Source organism: Bradyrhizobium sp. BWC-3-1, from assembly GCF_032917965.1.
GTDB classification, from domain to species: domain Bacteria; phylum Pseudomonadota; class Alphaproteobacteria; order Rhizobiales; family Xanthobacteraceae; genus Bradyrhizobium; species Bradyrhizobium canariense_D.
This window is the reverse complement of record NZ_CP136625.1, coordinates 2,972,368-2,997,447: the sequence shown is the minus strand read 5'-3', so window position 1 is coordinate 2,997,447 and position 25,080 is coordinate 2,972,368. Positions and strand designations below refer to the sequence as shown.

Genomic DNA, 25,080 nt, shown 5'->3' with positions numbered 1-25,080 from the left:
GCCAACTGATCTACCGCTTTCTGGCGATTGGAGGCAGGTCGGTGCAAATGCCCTCATGGACTTCGGCAGCCATGCCGATCGTCTCGCCGAGGGTCGGATGCGGGTGAATGGTCTTTCCGATATCGATCGCGTCAGCCCCCATTTCGATAGCGAGACAGATTTCCCCGATCATATCGCCGGCATGCGGTCCGACGATCACGCCCCCGACGATGCGACCGGTTTCGGCGTCGAACAGCAGCTTCGTCATGCCATAGGACGCGCCCGACGCGATGGCCCGGCCGGACGCGGCCCATGGGAATTTTGCCGAACGGATCTTCCGTCCGGATTCGGCGACATCACGCTCGGACTTGCCGACCCAGGCGATCTCAGGATCGGTGTAGGCGACATTGGGGACGATCTTCGCGGTAAAGGCCGCCGGCTTCCCGGCAGCTACTTCCGCGGCGACGTGCCCCTCGTGAACGGCCTTGTGCGCCAGCATCGAACCGCCGACGACGTCGCCGATGGCGAAGACGTTGCGCGCCGTCGTTCTCATCTGCTCGTCGACCTGAATGAAGCCGTTCGAATCGATGGCAACGTCGATCCGTTCGAGGCCGAGCTCGCTACTGTTGGGAACACGGCCGGCCGATTGCAACACCAAATCGTACGATCGTGTCCGTACCGATGCGCCTGTGGTACCGACCCTCACGCCGTCCGGCGTGATTTCGGCGGTTGATACGCTGCTTGCGACGTCGATATGCTCGAAGCGATGCGCGTTGCGCGAACGCCAGATCTTCACCGCGTCGGCATCCACGCCCGCCAGGATATCGGGAAGCCTTTCGACAAGATTGATCTTGGCGCCGAGCGAGCTGTAGACGGTCGCCATCTCCAGCCCGATGATCCCCGCTCCGATCACGAGCATGCGGCCCGGAATGCTTCGCAGCGCGAGCGCGCCGGTCGAGGTCACCACCCGCGCGTCCTTGGGAAGCACCGCCAGCTGCACCGCGCGCGAGCCCGTGGCGATGATGCATTGACCAAATTCAATTTGCTGCGAGCCTGCCCCCTCACCGACAATCTCGAGCCGCATGGCGGAGGCGAATTTCGCGATGCCGCGGATCACCGTGACGCGGCGCGCTGCCGCCATCTGGCTCAGCCCATCCGTCAGCTTCTTGACGGTGCCGTGCTTGAAGGCGCGCAGCTCCTGCAGATCGATCTGCGGCGCGGCGAAGCGAATGCCCTTGTCCGCGATCCGTTCGGCTTCCTCCTTGACGGCCGCAACATGAAGCAGCGCCTTCGACGGGATACATCCAACGTTCAGGCAAACTCCGCCCAAGGTGCCGTATCGTTCGACGATCGCGGTGTTCAGTCCAAGGTCTGCGGCCCGAAACGCTGCTGAATAGCCGCCCGGCCCGCCTCCGATCACGACAAGATCGTAGCGCGTATAATCTGTTGCGCGCTGGCCAACATCCTGATCCGCCGAGATCGTCTCGCCTTGCGCGCCCGCTTCGTCCGACGCCCACGCCGTGCCAATCATGGAGCCTTGAGACACCTTGTCTCCAACACGCAGCGACATGCTCGTGATCACCCCTGCGATCGGCGACGGAATCTCCAGCGTGGCCTTGTCGGATTCCACTGTGATCAACGCCTGTTCCCGCACGACGACGTCGCCCGCCCTGACGTGGACCTCGACGACTTCGACGTCTCGGAAATCCCCGATGTCGGGGACCCGGATTTCCTCTGTCCGCATCTGCGTCCTCACAATGCGAAGCGCCGCAGATCGGAGAGCACCGACGCGACGAAGCCCAGGAACCGGGCCCCAGCCACGCCGTCGACGACCCGGTGATCCCACGACAGACTCATCGGAAGGATGAGGCGCGGTTCAAACTCGCGGCCGTTCCAGACCGCCTCGGTGGCGGCCCGCCCGGCGCCGAGGATCGCCACCTCGGGCGCGTTGATAATGGGCGTAAATCCCTGACCGCCGATGCCGCCGAGAGACGACACCGAGAAACAGCCGCCCTGCATGTCGCCCGACGCGAGCTGCCCCGCGTGCGCCTTGTCGGCGAGCGAGCGCATCTCCGCGGCAATCTGCCGAAGGCCCTTCTTATCGCAGTCCCGGATCACCGGCACGACCAGACCTCTCGGCGTGTCGACAGCGACGCCGATGTGGACGTAGTGCTTGAGGATCAACTCATCGCCATCGAGCGACGAATTGAAGCGCGGGTATTTCTGCAGCGCCAAGGCCGCGGCCTTGATCAGCAGCGACACCATGGTGAGCTTCGCCGTGTCCTTCGCGGCCTCGGCATTGGCGAGCTGACGAAAGGCTTCGGCGTCGGTCACATCCGCTCTGTCGAAATTCGTTACATGGGGAATGACGCTCCAGTTGCGCGAGAGGTTCGTACCGGTCAGCTTCTGGATCCGTGTCAGCGGCAGGCGCTCGACCGCGCCGTACCTCTCGAAATCCACCTTGGGCCAATCGACCGGGGCGCCGGGCTCAGGCGCCATCGCCGGTCTCGATCGCCCCAGTCCGTTGACGAAGGCCGCCACATCCTCGCGCAAAATCCGGCCCTTGGGGCCTGTGGGCACGACAGAGTCCAGCGTCACCCCGAGCTCACGCGCCAAAGCGCGGACCGACGGCGATGCATGCGCCGCCCCGCTAGGCTGCGGCTGCTGTGCACGTGCTCGCGAGTCATCGACTGGAGCCGCGGGCGCCGGCCGTGACAGCGCCTCCTGCTGCGAGATCCGTTGCTCCACCAGCGGTGCCGACGCAGTCGCCGGCGGAGGCGCGGTGCATTCGCCGCGACCTTCGAGGACCATCAGAACCGAACCTTGAGAAACCCGCACCCCGACGTCGATCATCAGTTTGGCCACCGTGCCTGCGGCTGGGGATGGCACCTCCATCGTCGCCTTGTCGGACTCGATCGACAGCAACGGCATGTCGATCGTGACCTCGTCGCCGACCGACACATTGATTTCGACTACCGGGACATCCTTGTAGTCCCCAATATCTGGCAGAACGACTTCAATTGAACGAGACATGCGCGCTTCGCCCTCTCTCAGCGCGACCAAGGCGATGCAACGCCGGTCGGCAATTCGTAGCTGGCGATGGCTTCGGCGACCTGCTCACGCGCCACTTGACCCAATTTTGCCAGTGCCGACAGCGCCGCAACGACGATCTGCTTGCGATCGACCTCGAAGAACGATCTCAGCGCGGCGCGTGTATCGCTGCGCCCGAAGCCGTCGGTGCCCAGCACCGTATAGGGCGCCTCGATGTAAGAACCGATCAGTTGCGGATACGCCCGGACATAATCCGATGCCGCGACGATCGGCACCTTGCCGCCGAGGCATTGTACGACGTGGCTCTCGACCGGGGTCGACAGCGGCGAGAGCCGATTAGTTCGCTCCACATCGCGCGCCTCCCGCGCCAGCTCGGAAAAGCTCGTTGCCGACCAGACTTCACAGGCCACTTTCCATTCGCTTTGCAGCATCGCTGCGGCGGCGAGCGCCTCCGGGAGAATGGCGCCCGAGCCGACCAGCCTGATCTTCGCCGGCCCGTCAGCGCTCGGCAGAACCCGATAGAGACCCTTGATGATGCCGTCGCGTGCATCGTCGGGCATCGAGGGCTGCGCATAGTTCTCGTTCATCGCCGTGAGGTAATAGAACTCGTCGTTGCCCTGCTCGAGCATCGACCGCATGCCGTGATCGACGATGACGGCCACCTCGTAGGAGAATGCCGGATCGTAGGCCCGGCAGTTCGGAACGGTCGCCGCCATCAGATGGCTGGACCCGTCCTGATGCTGCAAGCCTTCGCCGCCGAGCGTCGTCCGGCCGGCCGTCGCCCCGATCAAAAAGCCACGCGCGCGCTGGTCCGCCGCCGCCCAGATCAGATCGCCGACCCGCTGAAAGCCGAACATCGAATAGTAGATATAGAACGGCAGCAACGGGAAGTTATGGATGCTGTAGGAGGTCGCCGCCGCGGTCCATGACGAAATCGCCCCCGCCTCGGTGATCCCCTCCTCCAGCAATTGACCGTCGATCGCTTCCTTGTAGTACAGCATCGAACCGGCATCTTCCGGCTCGTAGAGCTGTCCCGCCGGCGAGTAGATGCCGACCTGTCTGAACAGGTTCGCCATTCCGAAAGTGCGGGCTTCGTCGGCGACGATCGGAACGATGCGCGGGCCGAGCGTTTTGTCCTTGAGCAAATTGGTGAACAGCCGCACGATCGCCATCGTGGTCGACGTCTCCTTGCCGTCGCCGCGCAGCGCGAACTCCGCGTAGGTTTGCAGCGGCGGCACTGGCAGCGCCGCCGAAGCGCGTCGCCGCGCCGGCATGTACCCACCGAGTGCCGCGCGACGGGCGCGTAGGTACTGAATTTCCGCGCTGTCTTCCGCAGGCCTGAAGAATTCCAGATCCTCGACTTGTTTGTTGCTGAGCGGCAGGGCGAACCGGTCGCGGAACGCATACAGCGCGTCGACGTCGAGCTTCTTGGCCTGGTGCGACGTCATGCGCGACTCGCCGGCGCCGCCCATGCCGTAGCCCTTCTTGGTCTTCGCCAGAATGACGGTCGGCCGACCCTTAATGTCCTTCGCGGCGGCAAAGGCCGCGAACAGCTTCTTGAAGTCGTGGCCACCGCGCTTCAGGCCGTCGATATCCGCGTCCGACATGTGCGCAACTAGCGCCCGGACCTCGGGATCCTCGCTGAAGAAGTTGGCGAGGTTGTAGGCCCCATCCTTGGCGCCGAGCGTCTGATATTTGCCATCGACGGTGTCGGCGAATTTGCGCAGCAGCGCATGCTTGATATCGCGCGCGAAGATATCGTCCCAGTCCGATCCCCACAGCACCTTGATGACGTTCCAGCCGGCGCCCTGGAAAAGTGATTCGAGTTCCTGAATCACCTGCCCGTTGCCGCGGACCGGCCCATCCAGGCGCTGCAGGTTGCAATTGACGACGAAGGTGAGGTTGTCGAGATTTTCCCGTGCCGCCAGGGCGAGCCCGGCGATCGATTCCGGCTCGTCCATCTCGCCGTCGCCGAACACACCCCAGACGTGACGACCAGCCGTCTGCACCAGGCCGCGATGCTGCAGATACTTCATGAACCGCGCCTGGTAGATCGCGCTGATCGGGCCGAGGCCCATCGACGCCGACGGCACCTGCCAGAACTCTGGCATCAGCCAGGGATGCGGATAGGACGACAGACCGGGGCCACTCAGTTCCTGGCGATACAGCTTCAAATTTTCGTCCGACAATCGGCCTTCGAGATACGCTCGTGCATAGACTCCAGGAGACGAATGCGGCTGGAAATACACCAAGTCCCCCTCCGACTCGGAGCTTGACGCGCGAAAGAAATGATTGAAACCGACTTCGAAGATCTCTGCCGCCGAGGCGTAGCTGGCGACGTGCCCGCCGAGTTCCCCATAGGCCTTGTTGGCACGGACCACCATCGCGAGCGCGTTCCAGCGAATGATTGCCGTCAGGCGGGTCTCGATCGCGATGTCGCCGGGGTAGGGCTTCTGCTGCTCAAGCGGAATCGAATTTCGATAGGGCGAGAACGGCGGAGAGTCCAGCAGAACGCCGAGCTCCTTCGCACGCCGATCGAGCGCAGCCAGGATGTATCGCACGCGCTCGGCACCGGCGCTGTGGTGGAGCGATCCAAGCGAGGCGAGCCAATCGGCGGTTTCGACCGCATCCTGATCGGCGTTGACGGCCTTGCGTGGCGGATCGATGTGTGCAGTCATGCGTGGGGCTCCTCGAAAGCCCGCACTTGGTAGCATCGGGTGCTATGGCACGTGCTGCTGAATACGGCCGCGTTCCGACAGATTGCCCGGCTCCGGCGGGACGCCGAGGCTCGCATTGCAGCATTCTCTGCTGTTGGTTTAATCGGGCGAGTGATCGAGCCGTCGGCCGCCTGACAGGTGCTCCCGCTTGGTCACGGCGCAGCATGCCGCATCGCTCAGCGCTCACGCCGCAGTAGCGGGCATCTTGTCGCAGATCAGCGAACTCGACGGCTCGCCGCGACTAGTGACCTGACCTTTCAAAACAGCTAACCTCGGCTAGCAGCAGGATCTGCATCAAAGCTTGACCGACTTGACGAATTGGCAGGATTGAAATGCCGCCCGAGACCGAGTTCGATCGCGAATTTGCGCGAATGGATCTGCCCGATCTTCGGATCAACTATGATCCTGTCGATCCGGATCAGTTCGATCGTCCCGTCACTTCATTCTGTCTCGAAACCAGCAAAGACAACGACGATCTGCCGCTGCACTCACACCGCAAAGGCCAATTGGTCGTCGCATCTCATGGCTCGGTGATGTGCCGGGCGCCTGGCGGCTTGTGGATCGTGCCTCCGCAAGGCGCGGTATGGATCCCGGCCGGCGTGCAGCACAGCAATTGCGTGGCCGATTTCGGCAAACTCTACACCGTGTTCATCGATCCGCAGGTCAGCATGCTGCCGCGGACCTGCTGCACGCTGATGATCACGTCGCTGGTGCGCGAATTGATCCACCGTCTCTCGGTGTTCCCACCGCTCTATCCGCTGGAAGGACCAACCAGCCGTCTCGGCCGCGTTTTGCTCGACGAACTCGTGCAGATGTCGACAACGGATGAAATGTATCTGCCGATCTCCCCCGACGCCCGTCTTCAACACCTCGCGACCTCCTTGTTAAATAATCCGGGCGACCGCAGCACGATGGACGAAGTCGCCTCGCGCTACGCGATGAGCGAGAGTACGTTCGCACGCTTCATCGCCAAGGAAACAGGGATGACCTTCGGGCGCTGGCGCCAGCGTCTCCACATTCTGATCGCCATGCAACGCCTCACGGCGGGCACTTCGGTCCAGGCTGTGTCGCTCGAACTGGGCTACGAAACGCCCAGCGCATTCATCACGATGTTCAAGAAGACGATGGGAAAGAGCCCCCGCCGCTTCCTTGCCGAGCGGTCGCGCCTGATCAATTCGGACGGTTTGCCCTAGTTCGCACGTCCCTGCCTGAGCCTTTGACGACCGCGACCCCACGACGCTTTCGTGGGGCCGCCCGTAACGACGTCAGCGTTTGCTGTAAGGCGCAAGCGGATACTCGAGCGACACTTCCGCAATGGCCTTTGGAGCCACCACCCGCGGCCTGCCTTTCAAACCCTGCAGCATCACCATCGAACAGTGGATGTTCTGGCCGGTCTCGTCGAACTTGGTGTTGTCGCCGTACATCAGGATCGGCTTCATGTCGGTCTTCTTGAGCGCGCCGTGAATCGCCGCCGACTCCGGCGACGCCGCCCGCGTCACGGCGTCTGCGACGATCTGCACCGCCTCGAACGCGCAGCCCGCATTGGCATCGAACCAGTCATTCGGGTAGTCGGCCGCGAACATCTTCACGATCTTGTCGGTCTCGGCGCCCTTGGGATTGAGCCACAACGCCGACAGAATCGGACCGTCACCATACTTTCCGAGCGCGTCGTGATACGCCTTGTCCGACACGCCGTTGGAGTTGGGCGAAAACACCATCTTTGGGTCCCAGCCCTGCTTGATGCATTCGCGCGCGATCATGATCGCGTCGTTGACGCGCGTGACCGAGATCAAAGCATCGGCACCCGACGCTTTCGCCTTGGCGACCTCTACCGACAGATCCTTCGCTTTCTCGTCATAGGCAATGTACTGCGCGATCTTGAGCGGAACATCCACTTCCTTCCACGCCTGATCGATGCTGGCCGCCGTCGACTGCCCCATCGTGTTGTTGAGATGGAGAACGACCGCGCTGCTCGGCGGATCCTTCAGCGTGCCGAGCACGGACTTCAGCTCGGTCAGCGATTGCCGCACGATGGTCAGCGACGTGGGATAATAGCGGAACACCTGTGTGAAGCCCTGCGAAGTCACCTGGGTAGCGCTCGCGATGTGGACCACCATGGGCACCTTGGCGGCCTCGCAGGCCTGCAACGCCGAAATGGTGGCGCCGGAATCCCACGCGCCGATCAGCACGGTGCAGCCCTGCCGGATCAGGCTCTCGGCGGCAATCCGACCGTTCTCCGGACGGCTTTGCGTATCGGCGTGAACGATCTCGATGTCGAGGCCGAACTTCTCACGCGCGAATTTGACGCCGAGATCGATGCCGCGCACGCAGGCTTGACCGGGAAACGCCAGCACGCCGCTGCTGGGCATGATCGCTCCCACCTTCACCTTCGTGTTCGCCGCAAACGATGGCCTAGATACCAGGCCTGCCGCAATTCCCAATCCGCTTCCTACAATCGTCCGCCGCGTGATTCCGCTTCGCTTGGTCATCTCAATGTCCTGTTGCTAAGGGGTGAAATCTTTCTCGACTAGTGGTTTCGTACGTTTGAGGAGCGGCCGCCGACGTCAAAGGCCCATCTCGGCCTTGATCAATTTCTCCTCGGATTCGTCGTAGAGCGACGCGATCAGCGACTGATAGCGCTCGTTGATCTGCTTGCGACGCTTCTTCCGCGTCGGCGTCATCACGCCGTTCTCGAGCGACAGCTCCTCCGGCAGAATGCGGAACGCCTTGATCTGCTCGGCTCGCGCCAGCCTTCCGTTGGCCTTGCCGATCTCCGCCTCGATCAGCCGGTTGACGATCTCGGAGCCTGCCAGGTCCGCGTAACTCGCGATCTTGTCGTCGCGCGACTTCGCCCAGTCCATTGTGGCGGTGGCATCCACTTCGATCAGGGCGGTGAGATATTTTCGCCCCTCGCCGATCACAGCCGCCTCGGAGATGAACGGGCTGTGCCTCAGCTCGTTTTCGATCTGAGTCGGGCTGATCGATTTGCCGTTCGACGTGTTGATGATCTCCTTCTTCCGGTCGACAAGCTTGAAGGTTCCTTCCGGCGACACTTCGACGATGTCGCCGGTGTAGAGCCAGCCGTCGCGAAGCGCCGCTTTCGTCTCGTCCGGCTTGTTCCAATAGCCCGCGAACAATCCCGGTCCACGGACGATCATCTCGCCGTCCTGGAGCACGGCGGTTTCCCAGGCCGGATCCGGCAGAGGGACCCCGACGTTGCCGGCCTTCGGCCACTCCGCCATCTGCACCAGATTGGCACCGACCAGTTCGGTCTGGCCGTAGCACTCCTTGAGCTGCAAGCCCCACAACTGCCACAGCGACATCAGCTCGGACGGCATCGCCGCCGACGAGGTGAACGCGACCTTCAGCTCGTCGAAACCGACCTCCGCGAGCAGCGGTAGGAACACTTGCTCGCGGCAGGCCGCGAACAGTTTCGAGACGAAGGCATCCTCGTGGCCGCGCTGACGGTCTTCGAGCGCCCTGCGCGCGATCGTCATGGCGAGCGTGTAGTTCTGATCTCCCGCTTCCCCGGCGGGATGCACCTTACTGAGGATCTGTGTCGCAAAGCGCTGGTAGAACCGCGGCGGCGCCATATAGTAGGTCGGCTTCACCTCTTTGATCGTCTGGGCGAAATCCGCGGTCGTCTCGCCGAAATATGGAACTGCGTCGGCGATCAGCGGCAACGTGGTCGCCTGCCCGCGCGCCACGGTGTGCGACATCGGCAAATGCACGACCACCCGGTGCTCCTCTTCGCGCATGCTGGGGCCGAACAGGGTGATGCAATGAACGCCGGCGAGAATGGAAAGGTGCGTCAGCATGGCGCCTTTGGGGTTTCCGGTCGTCCCGGACGTATAGCCGATGCTGACGACATCGGACGCCTTTGCTGTCGCGCTCTCCTTCTGCAGATAGTCATGCGCATCGACATCGAGTGCTCCAACAAAGTCGGCCAGCGACTTGATCGACGCCGAGGCCTCGCCGGTCCAATCCAGGTCGAGCACGATGATGCCGCGGAGCTGCTCGGCCCGACCGGAGGCGAGCACGATGCGAAGCTGCGGCTCCCCGCCGACGAACGCGAACTTCGCGCCTGAATCCGTGAAGCAGTAAGCCACTTCTTCGGGTGACGAGGTGAAGTACACGCCCACCATGACGCCGCCGGCGCACATCGTGGCCATGTCCGCGATCAGCCATTCCTCGGACGAATCGCCCATGATCGCGACCCGATCGCCGCGCTCGAGACCAGCACGCCGCAGCGCGCTGGCCAGGTTCACGACACGCTGCGCATAGGCGCCCCACGTCATGGCGGTCCAGGCGCCGTGACGCTTTTGTTGCAAGGCGATCTTGTCGGACCGCTCCGCGAGTCGCGCGGCCAAAAGCTGCACGACGGTCGTATCCGCCAACTGGGCGCCGGATGTCATCTCAGCGACGTTCATCTCAGCGCTCCGCGAAACGCTTGCGCTTGGCTGCGAATGCGGCAACCGCCTCGGCCCGCTCGGGCGACTTGAACGTCAACATCTCCAGCGCCGCAGAGGTGTCGAGCAGAAGGTGGGCGTACTGCTTGATGATCTTGTTGACGCTGTACTTGGTCCACACGATCGATTCCTTCGGCCCGCTTGCCAGCAGTTCGGCGTATTCGATCGCGGCATCGAGAACGTTGCCGTCTGCGACCACCTCGTTGATCATGCCGATAGCAGCCGCTTTCTCGGCGGAGATGAATTCGCCGGTCATCAGATAGTGCTTCGCGCGTACCGGCCCCATCAGCAGCGGCCAGATCACCGCGCCGCCATCGCCCGCGACGACGCCGGCATTGACGTGCGTGTCGGCGAAACGGGCTGTCGAGCTCGCATAGATCACGTCGCAGAACAGCGCGAGCGTGGCACCCAGGCCGACCGCGACACCGTTGACGGCCGCGACGATCGGCACTTCGACTTCCAGCATGTTGCGGATGAGGTGGCGACCGCTGCGCGTAGGGGACGGCAGCGTTCCCTTATCCAGCGACTTCTGATCGCCACCAGAGCAAAATCCGCGGCCCGCACCGGTGAGAACGATCGCGTTGACAGAACTGTCGTGATCCAGCTTGACGAAGACGTCTTCGAGCTCCTCGTGCATCTCCCAGTTGATCGCGTTGAGGATCTCCGGGCGGTTCATCGTGACGATCGCGACGCCAGTGGCGCGCTGCTCGACGATCAGGTACTTGTAGCCGTATTGCGACATTGATTTCACCGTTCGATTACTGCTTCTGGGTCCGCATCAGCCGGATCTGCCCGAGGATCTCCTCGGTCGGCCGTACGACATTGTTCCCGTCGTTGAAATGCGGGATGACGTAGCGACCGACCATGTCGATCGCCTCCATGATCTTTTCGTGCGGGACAGAGTCCATGTGCAGCAGCACCTCGTCGATACCCATGGCCTCGAACTTCTCGATCTGACGAATGACCGTATCGGGGCTGCCGCACACCGTCGTGGCCGACTCGTTGACCAGATAGTCCCAGTCGTTGGCGGCGCGCTCCATCGACGGCACGCTCTCCCCCATGTATTTGTAGTCGTCGGCAATCGCCGCGAGACGCGGATAGGCATCGGTCGAGATCTTGGCATAGTGCATTAGCGGGCCGGCATAATCTGCCTTGGCCTGCTCGTCCGTTTTCCCGATGCCGATGAACAGCGGAATGCCGATACGCGGACGCTGCAGCGGTCCCTCCGCGTCGCACTTCCAGTTCTTTTGATAGGCGTCGATCAGCTTCTGCTGAGCTTCCCAGCCCTGATAGATGTTGCTGCTCATCACGGCGAAGCCCTGCGAGGCCGCCCAGAGATGACTGCGCTCGCTGGTCGCCGCGATCCCGATCACCGGATGCGGCTTCTGCAGCGGCTTCGGAACCAGCTGGCGCGGAGGGATCTGGTAGTACTTGCCGTCAAACGTGAAAATGTCCTGGCGCATCGCCGTTTTCAGCAGCGCCAGTCCTTCTTCCATCTGCGCCAGCGTTTCATTCGGATCGACGTTGAACGCCCGCATCGCGATGGTGGTGTTGGCGCGGCCGCCGTAGAATTCCATGCGGCCGTTGGACAGGATGTCGGTCACGGCAAGCCGCTCGGCCGAACGCAAGGCGTGATTGATGCGCTGCGGCATCAGCGTCACCGCCGCGCGCAGCTTGACGCGCGACGTCACCGCGGCCAGATAGCCGAACACCACTTCGGGCGCCGAGCTCGAGATCCCGCCCAGTGCCACGTGCTGCTCGGAGAGCGCGACGCAGTCGAAGCCGACCTTCTCGGCCAGACGGACTTCGTCGACCAGTTCGTGAAGCCTGCGCGAGTAACTGTGGCCGACCTGGGTTTCCTGTTCAGACCAGAACCCAAACGTAAGTGCCATGTCTCAATCCTTTTAGCTTGCGAGATGGCACAGGGTTTCATAGGCGTGGCGATATTTTCGCCCGAAAGCCGCGTTGCGTAGTAACGCTTTCCGAATTTTATGCTGTCAGCATTCGCAACATGGCAGACGCCCCGGGAAGCTTCGCCACGCAGCGGACGGGCTGACCGTCAACGGCGGGCGCTAGCGGCTACGGCCTCGCTATCGAAGGTCTTGATCAGCAACTCGGCGACCGCCGCGAGGCACGCTTCGCCGATGGCGTAGCTCGAGCCGATCGGACTTCCGATCACGCCGTTCTGCGAAACCGATCGGATGCCGTTCTTCCACATCAGCTCGAGATCAGCCTCCGACAAGCCGCCAAGATGGCCCACCTCGAAGCGGTCCGGTCTGACGCTGTCGGGCCTAATGACCATCATCAGCGACGTCTCGGCGATGTCGGCGTGCCCGCCGACGGCCGACACGTCTCCTCCGGCTTCGCGCACCGCATCGCGCCACGTGTCGATCCATTTCGTCGAGTCGAAGAACGCCAGGATCTCGACATCCGAGGGGACGGCCTCGCGCAAGCGACCGAGCATGTCCTTCAGGACCGGAAAATTGCCGATGTGACCCGAGTGAATCAGGATACGCTTGAAGCCGTGCCGCGCCAGGCTTGTGCAATAATCGACACAAATCGCTTCCAGCGTCTCCGGCCGTAGCGAGATCGTACCCGCGAATGGCAGATGGTGAGACGAGCAGCCGACCGTGATGGTCGGCGCCACCAGCGTGTTGCCGCGGCTGCGCGCGATCCGCTCGGCCAGAGCATCGGCATGATCCGCATCCATGCCCAAAGACAAATGCGGCCCATGCTGCTCGACGGCCCCCAGCGGGATCACTACCGTCGTGCACCCATCGGCCAGCGCCGCGGCGACTTCCTCGTGGCTCATCTGCTCCAGATAGATCTGATCGGGATATCCGCGCGTCATCGGCTCAGCCCTTACTGTTCTTCGACAAAAATCTCGCACGCGCGTTGGTTGAGCTCTCGGCTGTGACATAGGCATCGAGGTCGGCCACGGTCATTTTTTCGAGCGCCTGATCGCTCATTTGCGCGGTGAGGTTGAGCGATCGCTTGATGGCATGGAACAGCTTGCGGTCTTTCTGCCGCAACACGCCGCACACGTCTCGCGCACGGGACGCGACCTCCTCGGTCGGGACGATCTCATTCACGGCGCCGATCGCCACGGCGCGCTCCGCGCCGACGAGCTCGCCCCAGTAGAGCAGCTCTTGCGCCGCCCGCACGCCGAGCTTCTCGACGGCCCGGCGCATGCCTTTGGTCACCGGCAGCAGGCCATGGTTGATTTCCGGAAATCCAATCTTGCACACCGCATCGGCCACAACATAGTCCGCATGCAGCAGAAACTCCAGGGCGCCTCCGACCGCATAGCCGCGGACGGCGCAGACGATCGGGCCCGGATAGTTCTCCATCGCCACGAGGAGTTCGTGGAAGAACCGGATGCGCGGCCTCGCGACGTCGATCCCGACGACTTCCTTGATGTCGCCGCCTGCGCTGAAGAAGCGGTCGCCGCTTCCGGTGAGCACGATACCGGGCGGATTCTCGTCGTCGGCAAGGCGCCGGATCGCCTCCAGCAACTCGACGATGAGTTGCGCATTCAGCGCATTGGCCGGCGGACGGTTCATCGTGATCGTGACCAGGTCTTGATCACGCTCGATCAGGAGAGAAGTGGCAGTGTTCATCAATGAGACCCAAGCGAGAGGCGGCTGCAACAGCCGGGGAGCGGTGGACCGAACGGCGGCGCGACGAGAGCCGCAACGCCCGACGCCTCGCCGAGACGGCGCGCCTCACAATCCCAGATAGGCGCGCTGGACATCGGGGTTCTCGAGCAGATCGCGGCTAGATCCATGCAACACCACGGAGCCGTTCTCGAGCACATAGCCGCGGCTGCTCATCGCGAGCGACTTGGCGACATTCTGCTCGACGAGAAGGACCGTGATGCCCTGCTCGTTAAGGGATTTGACGACGCCGAACATCACATCGGTCAGCGCCGGCGACAGTCCGATCGACGGCTCGTCGAACATCACGATTTCTGGCTTCGACATGATCGCCCGACCGATCGCCAGCATCTGTTGCTCGCCGCCGGACAGCGTGCCGGCGAGCTGGTCGCGGCGCTCGCGAAGTCGCCCGAACAGCTGATAGACGGAATCAAGCGTATTTGCCAGGTCGTGCCTGGCCCGCTTCAGCGAGCCGCCGATCAGCAGATTGTCCTCGACGGAAAGCGCACTGAAGATCTGGCGGCCCTCGGCGACCTGAGCGATGCCCATTTCGCAGATGTCCCACGGCGGTCGCCGCGAGATTTCGACTCCGTTGATCCTGACGGAACCGCGCGACGACGGCACGATCCCCGCGATTGATCGGATCAGAGAGGTCTTGCCGGCGCCGTTGGCGCCGACCACGCAGATCAGTTCACCCTTGCCGATGCGGAGCGACACGCCGTTCAGCGCATTGGAGCCGTCATAAGCCACGCACAGGTCGTCGATTTCGAGAAGCGCGTCGTCAGGCATGGAAACCGGCTCCCAGATAACTTTCCAGCACCGCAGGATCCGCTACCACCTCTGACGGCTTGCCCTCGGCGATCTTGACGCCGTGGTGAAGCACCACCACGGTCGACGCCACTTCCATCACGATCCGCATCACGTGCTCGACCAGTAGGATCGTCAGTCCACTCTCGGCGAGCCGGTGCAGCACGCCGACGACGCCGGCCGCTTCGGTCGGACGCAGCCCCGCCATCACTTCGTCGAGCAGCAGCAACTTAGGGCGAGTCGAGAGCGCCTTCGCCATCTCGAGCATCTTGCGATCGGGCAACGTCAACTGATCCGTCCGGGCATTCGCCTTGCCGGCGAGCCCGACATTTTCGAGCGACTCATACGCCTTGTCCCGCGCCTCCTTGACGTTCGTCGTCCAACTGAAGGCGCCCACCATGGCATTCTCGAGCACCGACATATCTTTCATCGGCCGGACGATCTGGAAGGTGCGCGCAATGCCCATGCGGCACACCGCTTCGGGCGGCTCGCGCTCGAGCGAACACCCCTCGAACAACACCTGCCCGGCGGTCGGTCTCAGCGCCCCGGCGACGAGATTGAAGCAGGTGGTCTTGCCGGCGCCGTTCGGCCCGATCAGGGCGGTGATGCGGCCTGCCTGCAGTGAGAAGCTGACGTCATTGACCGCGACCAATCCAACGAACGCTTTGGTCAAGTTCTTCACTTCGAGCAGCGCGGTCATTCCTCGGCCTTCCGCAGTTGTGAGATCCGGCCGCGCGCCGGCAGCTGGATCGCCCCGTAGAGCCGGACGATCGCCGGCCAGATGCCGTCGGGCAGAAACCACACGACCAGGATCAGCACCGCCCCGTAGGCGACGCTGTTCAGTCCGGGGAGCCCCAGGCTGTCGCCGAGCGCCCCCATGGCGTGATGCAGCGGGATCGCGGCCATCGAGCCGACCAGCGGGCCGAATGCAGTGCCCAATCCGCCAACCACGGGGCCGATCAGGACATCGACCGAGATCGCCATGCCCATGATCGAATCCGGAAAGATCGCGCCCTGCACCAGGCCCAGGACGCCGCCGCCGATCGCGGCCGTCGCGGCCGATATCGAGACCACCAGCACCTTGTGGCGAAACGTCCGCACCCCCAGCGCGCGGGCGGCCTCGTCGTCGTCCCGCATCGCCCGCCAGACATAGCCCCAATAGGACCGCGAGATCAGCTCCGTTCCCGCGACGCCGATGGCCGCAAGCGCGAGCGCGACGAAGTAGTAAAACCGCGCGTCACCGCGCAGCATCCCGAGGTCCATCGTGCCGCTCGGCGCCTGATAGAACAGGCCCTGCATGCCGCCGACATAGTCCCACCCGCCGAACATGATCCGGGCGAATTCGGCGGCTGCGATCGTGAGCAGCGCGAAATAGATGCCACGGACCTCGAAGCGGAAGCTCAGCCACGCCAGCACCGCGCCGACGAAGCCCGCAATCACCGCGCCCAGCAGCAGACCGATCCACGGGGTGACGCCGTATTTGATGTTCAGGATCGCCACCGCATACGCACCGATTCCAACGAACAGCGCGTGACCGATGGATAGCTGCCCGCCGATCCCGAGCATCAGGTTCCACGATTGTCCCAGGAAGGTGAACAACAGGACGATCGTCAGAAGCGAGATGACGTAGGCGTTGGACATGCCACCCACCATGGCCAGGGCGGCGAAGACCAGAGCGCCGGCGCCCCAACGCTTGGTGTCGCTGGCTTGATCAGATGTCCTTTGCACCGAAAAACCCCCTCGGACGTAAAATCAGGATGATTATCAGGAGCGCGTAAGGGAGTGCAGTTTTCATCGACGGCGTGAACATCAAGGCCGCGATCGCTTCGGCGACTCCGATCGTCAGGCCGCCCAGAAGAGCGCCGCCGAAGCTGCCGAGACCGCCGACGATCACCGTCACGAAGGCCAGCAGCGTGAAGTCGACGGCGAGATAGGGTTGCGCATCGAACAGCGGCGAGATCAATGCGCCGGCGACGCCAGCGCAGGCGGCTCCGATGCCGAAGGTCACCGCATAGACCCGAGGGATATTAAGCCCGACCACCAGTCCGCCGAGTCGATTATTGGCGGCGCCCCGCAGCGATCGGCCGAATGCGGAGTACTTCAGATAGGCTCCCAGTGCGGCGATTAGCAGGCCGGCCGTAGCGGCCGCCTGGATGCGGGCCCAATCCAAGGTGAGCGGTCCCACGCTCACGGTTTGGAAGGACAGCTGAGACGCCGTCGGCCGCGGATCCGGACCGAACGACATCAGCAATACGCCGCTGAAAAGCAGTGAGAGGCCGATGAAGACGATAAACTGATAATGATGCGGCCGGTTGACGAACCGCTTCACGACGAGCGTCTCCAGCAGATAGCCGAACACGAACATGACGACCGCGGCGACCGCAGCGGCTAGAAAGATCGGGACGTCCCAAATTCGAACGGTCCAGTATCCGATGTAGATCCCGAACACGACCATCTCGCCATGAGCGAAATTGACCACGCGCATGACGCCGAAGATGATCGTGAGACCGAGCGCGACGAGCCCGTAAACCAGTCCGATGAGCACCCCGCCGGCGATGACATTGAGCCAGAGCGACAGCATCAGCGACCGACCGCTGATGGATGCGCGATGGAAAGTCTTCGTCTTCCTTGCATGCTGATCGGTTCCATCTTGGCTGTAGCGGAAACGTAGCGGCGCCTGACGTCGTCTGTGTTTCAGACCGCCTTTGGCGCGGCGAAACATCCGTCGATGTAGACGAGCGACTCACATCCGGCTCTCGTGGTCTGAGCCACCACTTCTCCGGTGAAAATGGTGTGACTACTGTCGCTGTAAGCATTCACCACGCGGCAATCGAAGCTGCAGACCGCGCCGACCAGACTCGGTGCTCCGGTTTTGAGATCGCACCACAAACCGTCGCCGAAGCGGATATCGCCCTTGCTGCCGTCCTGCCCGGAAAACTTGAGCGCCAGATCGCGATGCTCGACCCCCAGAATATTCCAGCAGAACGACCGACTGCTGAGAATGGTGTCGTGCGCACCGGCAGATCGATTCACGCAAACCAGCACGCTGGGCGGAGCCGCCGACAGTGAGCAGCCCGCCGTCAGTGTCAGACCATGGCGGTTCGGCGCCCGGCCTGCCGTGACGATCGACACGGTGCCCGGCACGCTGCGCATTGCAGCGCGGAATGCTGCGGCATCGAGTGGGCTCGTTTCGGACAGCGGCGGTGTTGCGGACGGCATGGCTACGACCCTTGGATTCATGGGATGGATGCGCCCTCTTTGTCTGGTTGTGAGTCCGGGCATGCAGCGCTGCCCCGGTGAACGTCTGAGCTATCCGGCTGCTTGATAGAACTGGATGACGTTGCCGCCCGGATCCCGCACCTTCACCGCACGGCCGTGACTGGCCATGTCCCGAACTGCGCCGACTTGCGCCCCCATGGCTGCGGCACGCTCCATGGCGGCCTCGAGGTCATCGACATCGAAGACAAGAACGGCATCTTGCAGCTGGTCCGAGACCGACTCCGTCGGTCCGGCGACGCAGAACGCAGCCGCATCGCTCACGAACTGGATCCACTTGCCGGGGTCAGCGAAGCGCACCTTCAGACCCAGGCCTTCGTAGAACTCGGCCAGGCGTCCAGGATCGTTCGCTGTCAAATAGACTTGCTTCAGTTTCACGCTCGACATCCAAACCGTCGCTACCCAAGTGCGATCGTGGGTGGATAGTCGCCCGAGCCTCTCAGCATTACTGCTTGAACAACGCCTGTCACAGAAGCTTCATCAGCATTTTATGCTGTAACAACTTGTCGAGTCGCTAGATCCAACTCTGCAGCCGGCCGATCTTTGCCATTTTCTGGTTGACGAGGGTGGGCGTCGTTGCTGCCGAACCTTTTGTCTCACGCAACGCCCGCGGCGTGGTCAGCGAAGTGGGACCAGGGCCACACGCGACGACAGGCGGTTGTACGAAACAGGGCAGCTCTCGACATCGAGCTCTGCTGCACATCCCGTCAAGTGACATGGGGAGCCAATCGATGGAGCGGCGGGCATTACATCTTGACCGAATCCGCGGATCAACGTCGGCCTGCATATCGCATAGGCAAAAAATGTATCAGAAGTAGGCAACTAACCTCCTGATCGCAATGCACAATGCGAAGGTTGATGGTTTTTCAATATAAGTCGATGATTTGTCGAAATCCCACAAGCGCAATTGCGGTTAGCTTTTACCACGCGATTGTCATCACCCCGCAAACGACGGTGATACGCGCTGCAGAAGACTGCCATAATTGGGAGATACGCGATGTCAACGACCTCTCTCGACAGAATAGATATCAAGATCCTCAACGAGCTCCAGCAGAATGCGAGCTTGACCAATGTCGAGCTCGCATCACGCGTGAATCTCTCGCCGTCGCCGTGTCTGGCACGCGTCAGATCACTCGAAAAGCTCGGTGTGATCGATCGACGGATCGCCCTTCTCGATCCCGCCGTGCTCGGCATTGGTGTAACGGCTTTCATCCAGATCAAGCTGGAAAAGCAGGTCCAGACGTCCCTCGAGAATTTCACACGATCCATCGACCGGCTGGCCCAGGTAATGGAATGCTATCTCATGACCGGTGAGAGCGACTACATGCTCCGCGTCATGGCGGCCGACATCGAAGATCTCGAAGACCTGATTGTCAACAAACTATCCCGCATCCCCGGCGTCAGCAGCATTCGATCAAATCTGGCCCTCAAGCGCATTTCGTACAAGACCGTGCTGCCGATCGACACCAATCGGCCGGTCACCGTCAAGGCTTGCGCCAACCCCTCGCGCCCTCTGGAGCGCTCACCAAGACCCCGATACGACCCAACTGGTCCTTTGCTGTCCGATGCGCCGATCGGGCTGGACACCAATCGTCCCAGCTACAGCGTGGAAAGACTATGAGGCGCCCCGCCATGCGCTCCGGCCAGTTGACAATAATGGTGAAGTTAAGATCGGCAGAGTGCTCGAGCGGCGCTGCGAGCCTGACAATCCGCACAAGACCCAACGCGAGCACCCGTCGGTTCCAGCGAGCAGAGCGACCGAGATGACGGGTGTGATCGAAGCGGCCCTGCAGGCGCTCGCCGACGGCGAAATCGTCGTGGTCACCGACGACGACGATCGCGAGGGCGAAGGGGACCTCATCGTTGCCGCCTCGCGGTGTACCGCTGAGAAGATGGCCTTCATCATTCGCCATACATCGGGAATCGTCTGCGCTCCGATTACCCTCGAAGACGCGAGACGCCTGCGGCTTGACCCGATGGTTGTCAACAACGACTCGGCTCACACCACGGCGTTCACCGTGTCAGTGGACTACCGGCCGGATAACGGTACGGGCATCTCGGCCGAAGAGCGGGCCTCGTGCTGCCGTGCACTCGCCAACCCCAACGCCGGCGCCGGCGATTTTTGCCGGCCGGGACACGTCTTCCCGCTGATCGCAAAAGAAGGGGGCGTACTCATGCGCTCGGGTCACACCGAGGCCGCCGTCGACCTGTGCAGACTGGCAGGTCTCGAGCCGGTCGGCGTCATCAGCGAACTGATGAACGACGATGGCTCGGTGATGAAGGGGCCGCAAGTCGCGGCGTTCGCCGACAAGCACAAGCTGAAACAGGTCACCATCGCAGACCTCATCAGCTTCCGGCAGGCCCGCGAGACGCTGATCGAGCGCGTCTCGAGCGTCACGGCGGAGAGCCCGATCGGCCCGCTCCAGGGCTATTCGTATCGCTCGCCGTTCGACCCCATTCATCACGTCGCCTATATCTACGGAGAACTGGGCGACGGCACCAACGTCCTTACGCGCTTCTACAAACCCAACATCCTGCGCGATTTGTTCTCGGGTCAGGAACAGGCCAAGATGAACGTCATTCTGCAACGCTTCAAGGATAATGGCAGCGGCGTGCTCGTCTATCTGCGCGACGGCGCGGCGGGCGTTCCGCCTGCGCCGCTAGGCCCGATCAGTTCGCGCGAAGACGACCGTAATCGGCAATGGCGCGAGATCGGCGTCGGCGCCCAGATCCTGCGGGATCTCAAGATCAGCTCCATCCGTCACCTCACGTCGTCGACGCATCACTTCAAGGGACTGTCAGGCTTCGGCATCGAGATCGTCCGAAACGAAGCGCTCTAACTCCAGCCATCCGCGTTGCGAAAGTCCATTAAGCGCGTCCCGCACCTCAGGCATCCGGCGAAGCTTGCAGTTCGTCTCGCGGCAGGTCTCCCCCGGGCCAGCCTGGCCGGCCTCGCGCTCGGAGAAGTAGCGCGCCGGCGATTTGCCAAGCGCCTTCTTGAACATGGTGATGAACGCACTCACCGACTCGTAGCCGAGCGCCTCGGACACGGACTGAACCGTGTTGCCAGCAGACAATTTCTGGATGGCGACGATGATCTGAAGCTGCTGACGCCAGCGACTGAAGGTCATGCCGGTCTCGGCGAGCACAATGCGCATCAGCGTCCGCTCGCCGAGCGCGACGGCTTGCGCCCACTCCGCCACGGTCCTACGGTCGGCCGGATTGTCCATCAAGGCATCGGCGATCATACGCAGTTTCGAACTCCGCGTGATCGGAAGATGCAGCCGTTCGGTCGGCATGGCGATCAACTCGTTGAGGAGCACCGCGGCGATCTGCGCGGGCGGGCCGTCGGGATCGTAGAGCGGGGGCAGCGTCGCCATCCGATGGATCAGCTCGTGCAACAGCGGTGAGATCGACAGCGTGCAGCATTCCTGCGGCACGCTCGCCGCATCCATGTCCACATAGAGAAACAGCAGGCTGGCGTTGCCGCTGACGCGATTGCTGTGGGGCATACCGCCGGGAATCCAGACGCCGCAGCGCGGCGGGACCATCCACAGGCCGCTCGGCACTTCGCACGTCACACCGCCGCGCTGGGCGAGGACGAGCTGTCCCTTGCGATGGATATGAACCGGCAGTTCGTCCTCCTGCTCCCGGGTATCCACCATGCCGGCCACGATCGGACGGTCCAAAATGTCAGGATCGAACCGCCGATAGTGCTGATAGAGCGTGCCGCGCATTGTCATCCTTTAGCAATTAATTGGCAGAATAACGAAATTCTCTCGACGCAGCAACGCCTATGGTCTCCGTGCTTCACGGACGATCACATCATGCCTTCACCATTTCTGTCTCGGCTTCTCGCAGCAGCAGCGCCCGGCCGGCTCGATCCGAAATGGGCGCTGTTCTCGGCGAACTCCTTCATCGCGGCAATGCTCGCGATCTATTTTGCCTTCCGGCTCGGATTGGAGCGGCCGTATTGGGCGATGCTCACGGTCTATCTGACCGCACAGCCGTTCGCCGGCGCGGTTCGGTCACGCGCCGTCTACCGCTTTGTCGGGACATTGCTGGGCGCCTGCGCGGCGCTGGCGCTGGTCCCGATCCTGGTCGATCAACCCGCGTTATTGTCGGTTGCCGTTACCGCATGGGCCGGACTCTGCCTCTATATCTCCTTGCAGGACCGCACGCCGCGCAGCTATGCTTTCCTGCTGGCAGGCTACACCGCGACGACAATCGCGTTCTCGAGCGTCCACGTTCCGGCGATGGTATTTGTGACCGCGCTGTCGCGTGTCGAGGAGATCCTGCTCGGCATCGGCTGTGCGACCCTGGTGCACACCCTGCTGTTCCCGCGCGACGTCACTACTCCTGTGCTGAAATCCCTCTGCGCCGCATTGTCGGACGCCTTCGCCCGGACCACCGATGTGCTCTGCGCGCGCGTCGACAAGGCACCGAATACGGGGCGCTGGAAGCTCGCTGCGGACATCACGCAAATCGAGATCCTGTCGACGCACCTGCGCTACGACACCGCCGCGAGCAAGCCGGACCTGCGCGCCATCGGTGCCGTGCAGGACCAGCTCGCATTGGTCTTGCCGATGCTGCTGTCGGTGGAGGACGGACTCGCCGCCTTGGGAGAGCGGCGCTCGGCCGAGTTGAACCACCTGCTGTCTGAACTCGCCGACTGGACACGTGCGCCAGAGCGATCACCGGCCACTTCCGACGAACTGATCAGAAAGTGCACATCGTTCGAAGCGACCTGTTGCAACGATCGCAGCGAATGGGATCGGCTGATCGAGGCCGGAACCGCGGCCAGATTGGCCACGCTGATCGAAGCGCTGGCTGCCGCGCGAAACCTGGCGCGCGCATTGCACAGCGGTGCTCACCCTGCCATTTGGAGCCAAGCTGGCCTGCGGGATCGACACGTGAGGCGACGCCTGCACAGCGATCCCGGCCTTGCCGTTCTGTCGGTCGTGGCTCTTGGCGTCGCCGTGCTCGGCTGCTGCACGGTCTGGATCACGACGGCCTGGCCGGAAGGCGGCGTCGCCACGCAAATCGCCGCCATCGCCGCGGCGCTCTACAGCAGCCTCGACGATCCCGCGCCAACGCTGATTTGCTCCGCGCTCTGGACGCTGGCCTGCCTGCCGATCGCCGCGATCTACCTGTTCGTGATCTTCCCGGCCATCACCGGCTTTCCGATGCTGGTGTTCTCGCTGGCGCCGACCTTTCTGGTGATCGGCTATCTGCAGGCCAATCCCCGGCATTTCATCAAGGCGCTGGCGCTCGGTCTCGGACTGATCAGCGCGCTCGACCTCCAGAACAAATTCAGCGCCGACTTCGCTCTGTTCATCAATAGCAATGCGGCTGCGATGATCGGACTTCTCACAGCGTTCATCGCAATTCGATTGCTGCGTTCACTGTCGGCATCGGGAGCGGCGCAGCGTCTGCTGCGCCACGGCTGGTCCGATCTGGCGAGGCTGGCTGCTGCACGGCGGCCGATGAGCCGCGCCAGATGGACCAGCATCATGCTTGATCGATTCGGCCTGGTGATCCCTCGGCTGGCTGGCGCGACGACGGACATCGCGGTGGAAGCCCGTCCTTTGGCCGCGCTGCAAATCGGCCTCGATCTGCTCGCGCTCAGGCAAGCCGCAGTGCACGAGGACGAGCGCAGCGACCCTGGCCTCCAGCAGCTTCTGCCGATGCTGTCGCAGGCATTCCGCTGGCTGGCCCGCGGCAACGCGAAACTGACGCCTGACGATGCGCGCGCCCTTCTGGCCGCGATCGACAACGCGCTGTGCGACACGCGCAAAGACACGACCGCCTGCCAGCAGCGAACGCTCGCGCTGATCGGCCTGCGTCGGACGATGTTTCCGGATGCTCATGCTTTGTCCAGAAAGGCCATGCCATGAACGAGGAAATCGCCATTGCCGGCGCCTACGTTCCGACGTTTGCGCTGGCCTGTGCTTGTGCGCTCGCGGCCTGCTTTATCGCCTCCGCGGCCAACCGCAAATTCATCGGCGTCCATATTCGAAGGTATGCGTGGCACCCCGCGCTGTTCGACTTCGCCGTCTTCGTCATTCTGACCAAGATCTTCTACGCTGTTCTGGGAAAGCTGCCGCTATGACAACGATGAGTTCGATGTTTCCCCGCATGATGCTCACTGTCCTGATGGTGAGCGTCGCGGCACCGGTCGGCATCGGCATGTGGGAGCATTATGAGGCGGCGCCATGGACACGGGACGGCCGCGTCCGCGCCGACATCATCGCCGTTGCCGCCGATGTCTCCGGGCTGGTCGACGAGGTGCTGGTCCGGGACAATCAGGTCGTCCGCAAGGGCGATATCTTGCTGCGGCTGAATCCCGACCGTTTCCGCCTCGCCGTCCAACAAGCAGAGGCGTCTCTGGCCAACCGCGAAGCCGCCGCGGAGAAGGCAGCGAGCGACCGCGCACGATACGAGAAGCTGAGCGAAGGTGTCGTGTCGCAGCAACAGCGCGAGACGATCCGCGCTACGGATTTGCAAGCCAAGGCGCTTTATGGTGAGGCCGTGGCCGACCTTCAGATCGCGCGGCTCGATCTCGATCGATCCGAAATCCGGGCGCCCGCGAACGGCCGCGTGACCAATTTCGATTTACGGCCCGGCACCTATCTCGCCGCGGGGCGCGGCATCATGGCGCTGATCGACATCGACACCGTGCGTGTCGAAGGCTATTTCGAGGAGACCAAGATCCCGCGGATCCACGTCGGTGACGCCGTTGACGTGAAGCTGATGAGCGGAACGACGCTGAGCGGTCGGGTCGAGAGTATCGCTGGCGGAATCGAGGACCGCGATCGAAGTTTGGGGTCAAGCCTGCTCGCCAGCGTCAATCCATCGTTCTCCTGGGTCAGGCTCGCCCAGCGCATTCCGGTTCGGGTCCGCATCCCGCGCAAAGATGTCGATCGCCTGATCGTCGGAACGACTGCGACGGTGCAAGTCAATGTTGGAAACCGCAACGCACCGCCAAACACCATGGACGTTCTACGGTAACGCTCGGTAACGCGTTCAGCCGGAGCCAAGAAAATCTAATGAAAGCAAAGCTGAATGGCGCGCCCGGAACGATTCGAACGTCCGCCCCTTAGATTCGTAGTCTGGTCCGGAGCA

Annotated in this window: 22 protein-coding genes; 6 read left to right on the top strand and 16 right to left on the bottom strand. The window is 62.8% G+C overall.

Annotation, left to right across the window (positions count from 1 at the left end):
- Positions 1 to 10: 10 nt before the first annotated feature.
- Genes lpdA through mdeB form a run of 3 tightly spaced genes read right to left on the bottom strand, consistent with a single transcriptional unit; the run spans position 11 to position 5,708 of the window.
- Positions 11 to 1,723, bottom strand: coding sequence for a dihydrolipoyl dehydrogenase (gene lpdA / locus RX329_RS14430; protein WP_317246025.1), 1,713 nt, complete (start codon positions 1,721 to 1,723; stop codon positions 11 to 13).
- A gap of 8 nt (positions 1,724 to 1,731) precedes the next feature.
- A complete protein-coding gene (locus tag RX329_RS14425) occupies positions 1,732 to 3,012 on the bottom strand; it encodes a 2-oxo acid dehydrogenase subunit E2 (RefSeq protein ID WP_317246024.1) in 1,281 nt (426 codons plus the stop codon).
- Between the two features lie 17 nt (positions 3,013 to 3,029).
- Entirely contained in the window at positions 3,030 to 5,708 is a 2,679-nt protein-coding gene (gene mdeB / locus RX329_RS14420) for an alpha-ketoglutarate dehydrogenase (RefSeq protein ID WP_317246023.1), read from the bottom strand.
- Positions 5,709 to 6,079: 371 nt separating this feature from the next.
- Between mdeB and RX329_RS14415 the strand changes: the two genes are divergently transcribed.
- Positions 6,080 to 6,940: an AraC family transcriptional regulator gene (locus RX329_RS14415; RefSeq protein ID WP_187435289.1), complete on the top strand. Its 861-nt coding sequence runs from the start codon at positions 6,080 to 6,082 to the stop codon at positions 6,938 to 6,940.
- A 72-nt stretch (positions 6,941 to 7,012) separates the two neighbouring features.
- Here RX329_RS14415 and RX329_RS14410 read toward each other — a convergent pair whose 3' ends face one another.
- From RX329_RS14410 to RX329_RS14355, 12 genes are all read right to left on the bottom strand, one after another.
- Entirely contained in the window at positions 7,013 to 8,116 is a 1,104-nt protein-coding gene (locus RX329_RS14410; protein ID WP_245285905.1) for an ABC transporter substrate-binding protein, read from the bottom strand.
- Between the two features lie 195 nt (positions 8,117 to 8,311).
- Positions 8,312 to 10,177: an AMP-dependent synthetase/ligase gene (locus RX329_RS14405; protein ID WP_317246022.1), complete on the bottom strand. Its 1,866-nt coding sequence runs from the start codon at positions 10,175 to 10,177 to the stop codon at positions 8,312 to 8,314.
- Between the two features lies 1 nt (position 10,178).
- Entirely contained in the window at positions 10,179 to 10,958 is a 780-nt protein-coding gene (locus RX329_RS14400) for an enoyl-CoA hydratase/isomerase family protein (protein ID WP_007594449.1), read from the bottom strand.
- 16 nt (positions 10,959 to 10,974) lie between these two features.
- Entirely contained in the window at positions 10,975 to 12,108 is a 1,134-nt protein-coding gene (locus RX329_RS14395) for an LLM class flavin-dependent oxidoreductase (protein ID WP_007594451.1), read from the bottom strand.
- Between the two features lie 167 nt (positions 12,109 to 12,275).
- Complete coding sequence (locus tag RX329_RS14390) at positions 12,276 to 13,067, bottom strand: creatininase family protein (RefSeq protein WP_317246021.1); 792 nt, start codon at positions 13,065 to 13,067, stop codon at positions 12,276 to 12,278.
- A gap of 4 nt (positions 13,068 to 13,071) precedes the next feature.
- Positions 13,072 to 13,836 (bottom strand): enoyl-CoA hydratase/isomerase family protein, encoded by a 765-nt coding sequence (locus tag RX329_RS14385; protein ID WP_148754957.1) that lies wholly within the window; start codon positions 13,834 to 13,836, stop codon positions 13,072 to 13,074.
- Between the two features lie 105 nt (positions 13,837 to 13,941).
- Positions 13,942 to 14,661 (bottom strand): ABC transporter ATP-binding protein, encoded by a 720-nt coding sequence (locus RX329_RS14380; RefSeq protein WP_007594456.1) that lies wholly within the window; start codon positions 14,659 to 14,661, stop codon positions 13,942 to 13,944.
- The gene (locus RX329_RS14375) at positions 14,654 to 15,379 is read right to left on the bottom strand and encodes an ABC transporter ATP-binding protein (protein WP_007594457.1); all 726 of its coding nucleotides are present in this window, start codon (positions 15,377 to 15,379) and stop codon (positions 14,654 to 14,656) included. The genes RX329_RS14380 and RX329_RS14375 overlap by 8 nt, the downstream gene beginning before the upstream one ends.
- On the bottom strand, positions 15,376 to 16,407 hold the full coding sequence (locus tag RX329_RS14370; protein WP_007594458.1) for a branched-chain amino acid ABC transporter permease: 1,032 nt from the start codon (positions 16,405 to 16,407) through the stop codon (positions 15,376 to 15,378). The genes RX329_RS14375 and RX329_RS14370 overlap by 4 nt, the downstream gene beginning before the upstream one ends.
- Entirely contained in the window at positions 16,391 to 17,260 is an 870-nt protein-coding gene (locus RX329_RS14365; RefSeq protein WP_148754989.1) for a branched-chain amino acid ABC transporter permease, read from the bottom strand. Before RX329_RS14365 ends, RX329_RS14370 begins: the two co-directional genes overlap by 17 nt.
- Before the next feature lie 113 nt (positions 17,261 to 17,373).
- On the bottom strand, positions 17,374 to 17,832 hold the full coding sequence (locus tag RX329_RS14360) for a flavin reductase family protein (protein ID WP_246648545.1): 459 nt from the start codon (positions 17,830 to 17,832) through the stop codon (positions 17,374 to 17,376).
- Positions 17,833 to 17,988: 156 nt separating this feature from the next.
- Positions 17,989 to 18,342: a VOC family protein gene (locus RX329_RS14355; protein ID WP_007594462.1), complete on the bottom strand. Its 354-nt coding sequence runs from the start codon at positions 18,340 to 18,342 to the stop codon at positions 17,989 to 17,991.
- Positions 18,343 to 18,952: 610 nt separating this feature from the next.
- Here RX329_RS14355 and RX329_RS14350 point away from each other — a divergent pair.
- A complete protein-coding gene (locus tag RX329_RS14350; protein WP_317246020.1) occupies positions 18,953 to 19,576 on the top strand; it encodes an Lrp/AsnC family transcriptional regulator in 624 nt (207 codons plus the stop codon).
- A 142-nt stretch (positions 19,577 to 19,718) separates the two neighbouring features.
- A complete protein-coding gene (gene ribB, locus RX329_RS14345; protein ID WP_007594472.1) occupies positions 19,719 to 20,795 on the top strand; it encodes a 3,4-dihydroxy-2-butanone-4-phosphate synthase in 1,077 nt (358 codons plus the stop codon).
- Here ribB and RX329_RS14340 read toward each other — a convergent pair.
- Positions 20,754 to 21,692, bottom strand: coding sequence for an AraC family transcriptional regulator (locus tag RX329_RS14340; RefSeq protein WP_148754953.1), 939 nt, complete (start codon positions 21,690 to 21,692; stop codon positions 20,754 to 20,756). The two genes, ribB and RX329_RS14340, sit on opposite strands and share 42 nt — an antisense overlap.
- Before the next feature lie 90 nt (positions 21,693 to 21,782).
- Here RX329_RS14340 and RX329_RS14335 point away from each other — a divergent pair, with 90 nt between their 5' ends.
- Genes RX329_RS14335 through RX329_RS14325 form a run of 3 tightly spaced genes read left to right on the top strand, consistent with a single transcriptional unit; the run spans position 21,783 to position 24,966 of the window.
- A complete protein-coding gene (locus RX329_RS14335) occupies positions 21,783 to 23,852 on the top strand; it encodes an FUSC family protein (RefSeq protein WP_317246019.1) in 2,070 nt (689 codons plus the stop codon).
- Entirely contained in the window at positions 23,849 to 24,067 is a 219-nt protein-coding gene (locus RX329_RS14330) for a DUF1656 domain-containing protein (protein WP_219679320.1), read from the top strand. Before RX329_RS14335 ends, RX329_RS14330 begins: the two co-directional genes overlap by 4 nt.
- The gene (locus tag RX329_RS14325) at positions 24,064 to 24,966 is read left to right on the top strand and encodes an HlyD family secretion protein (protein ID WP_007594476.1); all 903 of its coding nucleotides are present in this window, start codon (positions 24,064 to 24,066) and stop codon (positions 24,964 to 24,966) included. The genes RX329_RS14330 and RX329_RS14325 overlap by 4 nt, the downstream gene beginning before the upstream one ends.
- Positions 24,967 to 25,080 lie beyond the last annotated feature (114 nt).

Excerpts from the sequence above, each read along its gene's own strand:
- lpdA (WP_317246025.1), bottom strand. The coding sequence starts at position 1,723 with ATGCGGACAGAGGAAATCCGGGTCCCCGACATCGGGGATTTCCGAGAC.
- RX329_RS14425 (WP_317246024.1), bottom strand. The coding sequence starts at position 3,012 with ATGTCTCGTTCAATTGAAGTCGTTCTGCCAGATATTGGGGACTACAAG.
- mdeB (WP_317246023.1), bottom strand. The coding sequence starts at position 5,708 with ATGACTGCACACATCGATCCGCCACGCAAGGCCGTCAACGCCGATCAG.
- RX329_RS14415 (WP_187435289.1), top strand. The coding sequence starts at position 6,080 with ATGCCGCCCGAGACCGAGTTCGATCGCGAATTTGCGCGAATGGATCTG.
- RX329_RS14410 (WP_245285905.1), bottom strand. The coding sequence starts at position 8,116 with ATGCCCAGCAGCGGCGTGCTGGCGTTTCCCGGTCAAGCCTGCGTGCGC.
- RX329_RS14405 (WP_317246022.1), bottom strand. The coding sequence starts at position 10,177 with ATGAACGTCGCTGAGATGACATCCGGCGCCCAGTTGGCGGATACGACC.
- RX329_RS14400 (WP_007594449.1), bottom strand. The coding sequence starts at position 10,958 with ATGTCGCAATACGGCTACAAGTACCTGATCGTCGAGCAGCGCGCCACT.
- RX329_RS14395 (WP_007594451.1), bottom strand. The coding sequence starts at position 12,108 with ATGGCACTTACGTTTGGGTTCTGGTCTGAACAGGAAACCCAGGTCGGC.
- RX329_RS14390 (WP_317246021.1), bottom strand. The coding sequence starts at position 13,067 with ATGACGCGCGGATATCCCGATCAGATCTATCTGGAGCAGATGAGCCAC.
- RX329_RS14385 (WP_148754957.1), bottom strand. The coding sequence starts at position 13,836 with ATGAACACTGCCACTTCTCTCCTGATCGAGCGTGATCAAGACCTGGTC.
- RX329_RS14380 (WP_007594456.1), bottom strand. The coding sequence starts at position 14,661 with ATGCCTGACGACGCGCTTCTCGAAATCGACGACCTGTGCGTGGCTTAT.
- RX329_RS14375 (WP_007594457.1), bottom strand. The coding sequence starts at position 15,379 with ATGACCGCGCTGCTCGAAGTGAAGAACTTGACCAAAGCGTTCGTTGGA.
- RX329_RS14365 (WP_148754989.1), bottom strand. The coding sequence starts at position 17,260 with ATGCTGTCGCTCTGGCTCAATGTCATCGCCGGCGGGGTGCTCATCGGA.
- RX329_RS14360 (WP_246648545.1), bottom strand. The coding sequence starts at position 17,832 with ATGCGCAGCGTGCCGGGCACCGTGTCGATCGTCACGGCAGGCCGGGCG.
- RX329_RS14355 (WP_007594462.1), bottom strand. The coding sequence starts at position 18,342 with ATGTCGAGCGTGAAACTGAAGCAAGTCTATTTGACAGCGAACGATCCT.
- RX329_RS14350 (WP_317246020.1), top strand. The coding sequence starts at position 18,953 with ATGTCAACGACCTCTCTCGACAGAATAGATATCAAGATCCTCAACGAG.
- ribB (WP_007594472.1), top strand. The coding sequence starts at position 19,719 with ATGACGGGTGTGATCGAAGCGGCCCTGCAGGCGCTCGCCGACGGCGAA.
- RX329_RS14340 (WP_148754953.1), bottom strand. The coding sequence starts at position 21,692 with ATGCGCGGCACGCTCTATCAGCACTATCGGCGGTTCGATCCTGACATT.
- RX329_RS14335 (WP_317246019.1), top strand. The coding sequence starts at position 21,783 with ATGCCTTCACCATTTCTGTCTCGGCTTCTCGCAGCAGCAGCGCCCGGC.
- RX329_RS14330 (WP_219679320.1), top strand. The coding sequence starts at position 23,849 with ATGAACGAGGAAATCGCCATTGCCGGCGCCTACGTTCCGACGTTTGCG.
- RX329_RS14325 (WP_007594476.1), top strand. The coding sequence starts at position 24,064 with ATGACAACGATGAGTTCGATGTTTCCCCGCATGATGCTCACTGTCCTG.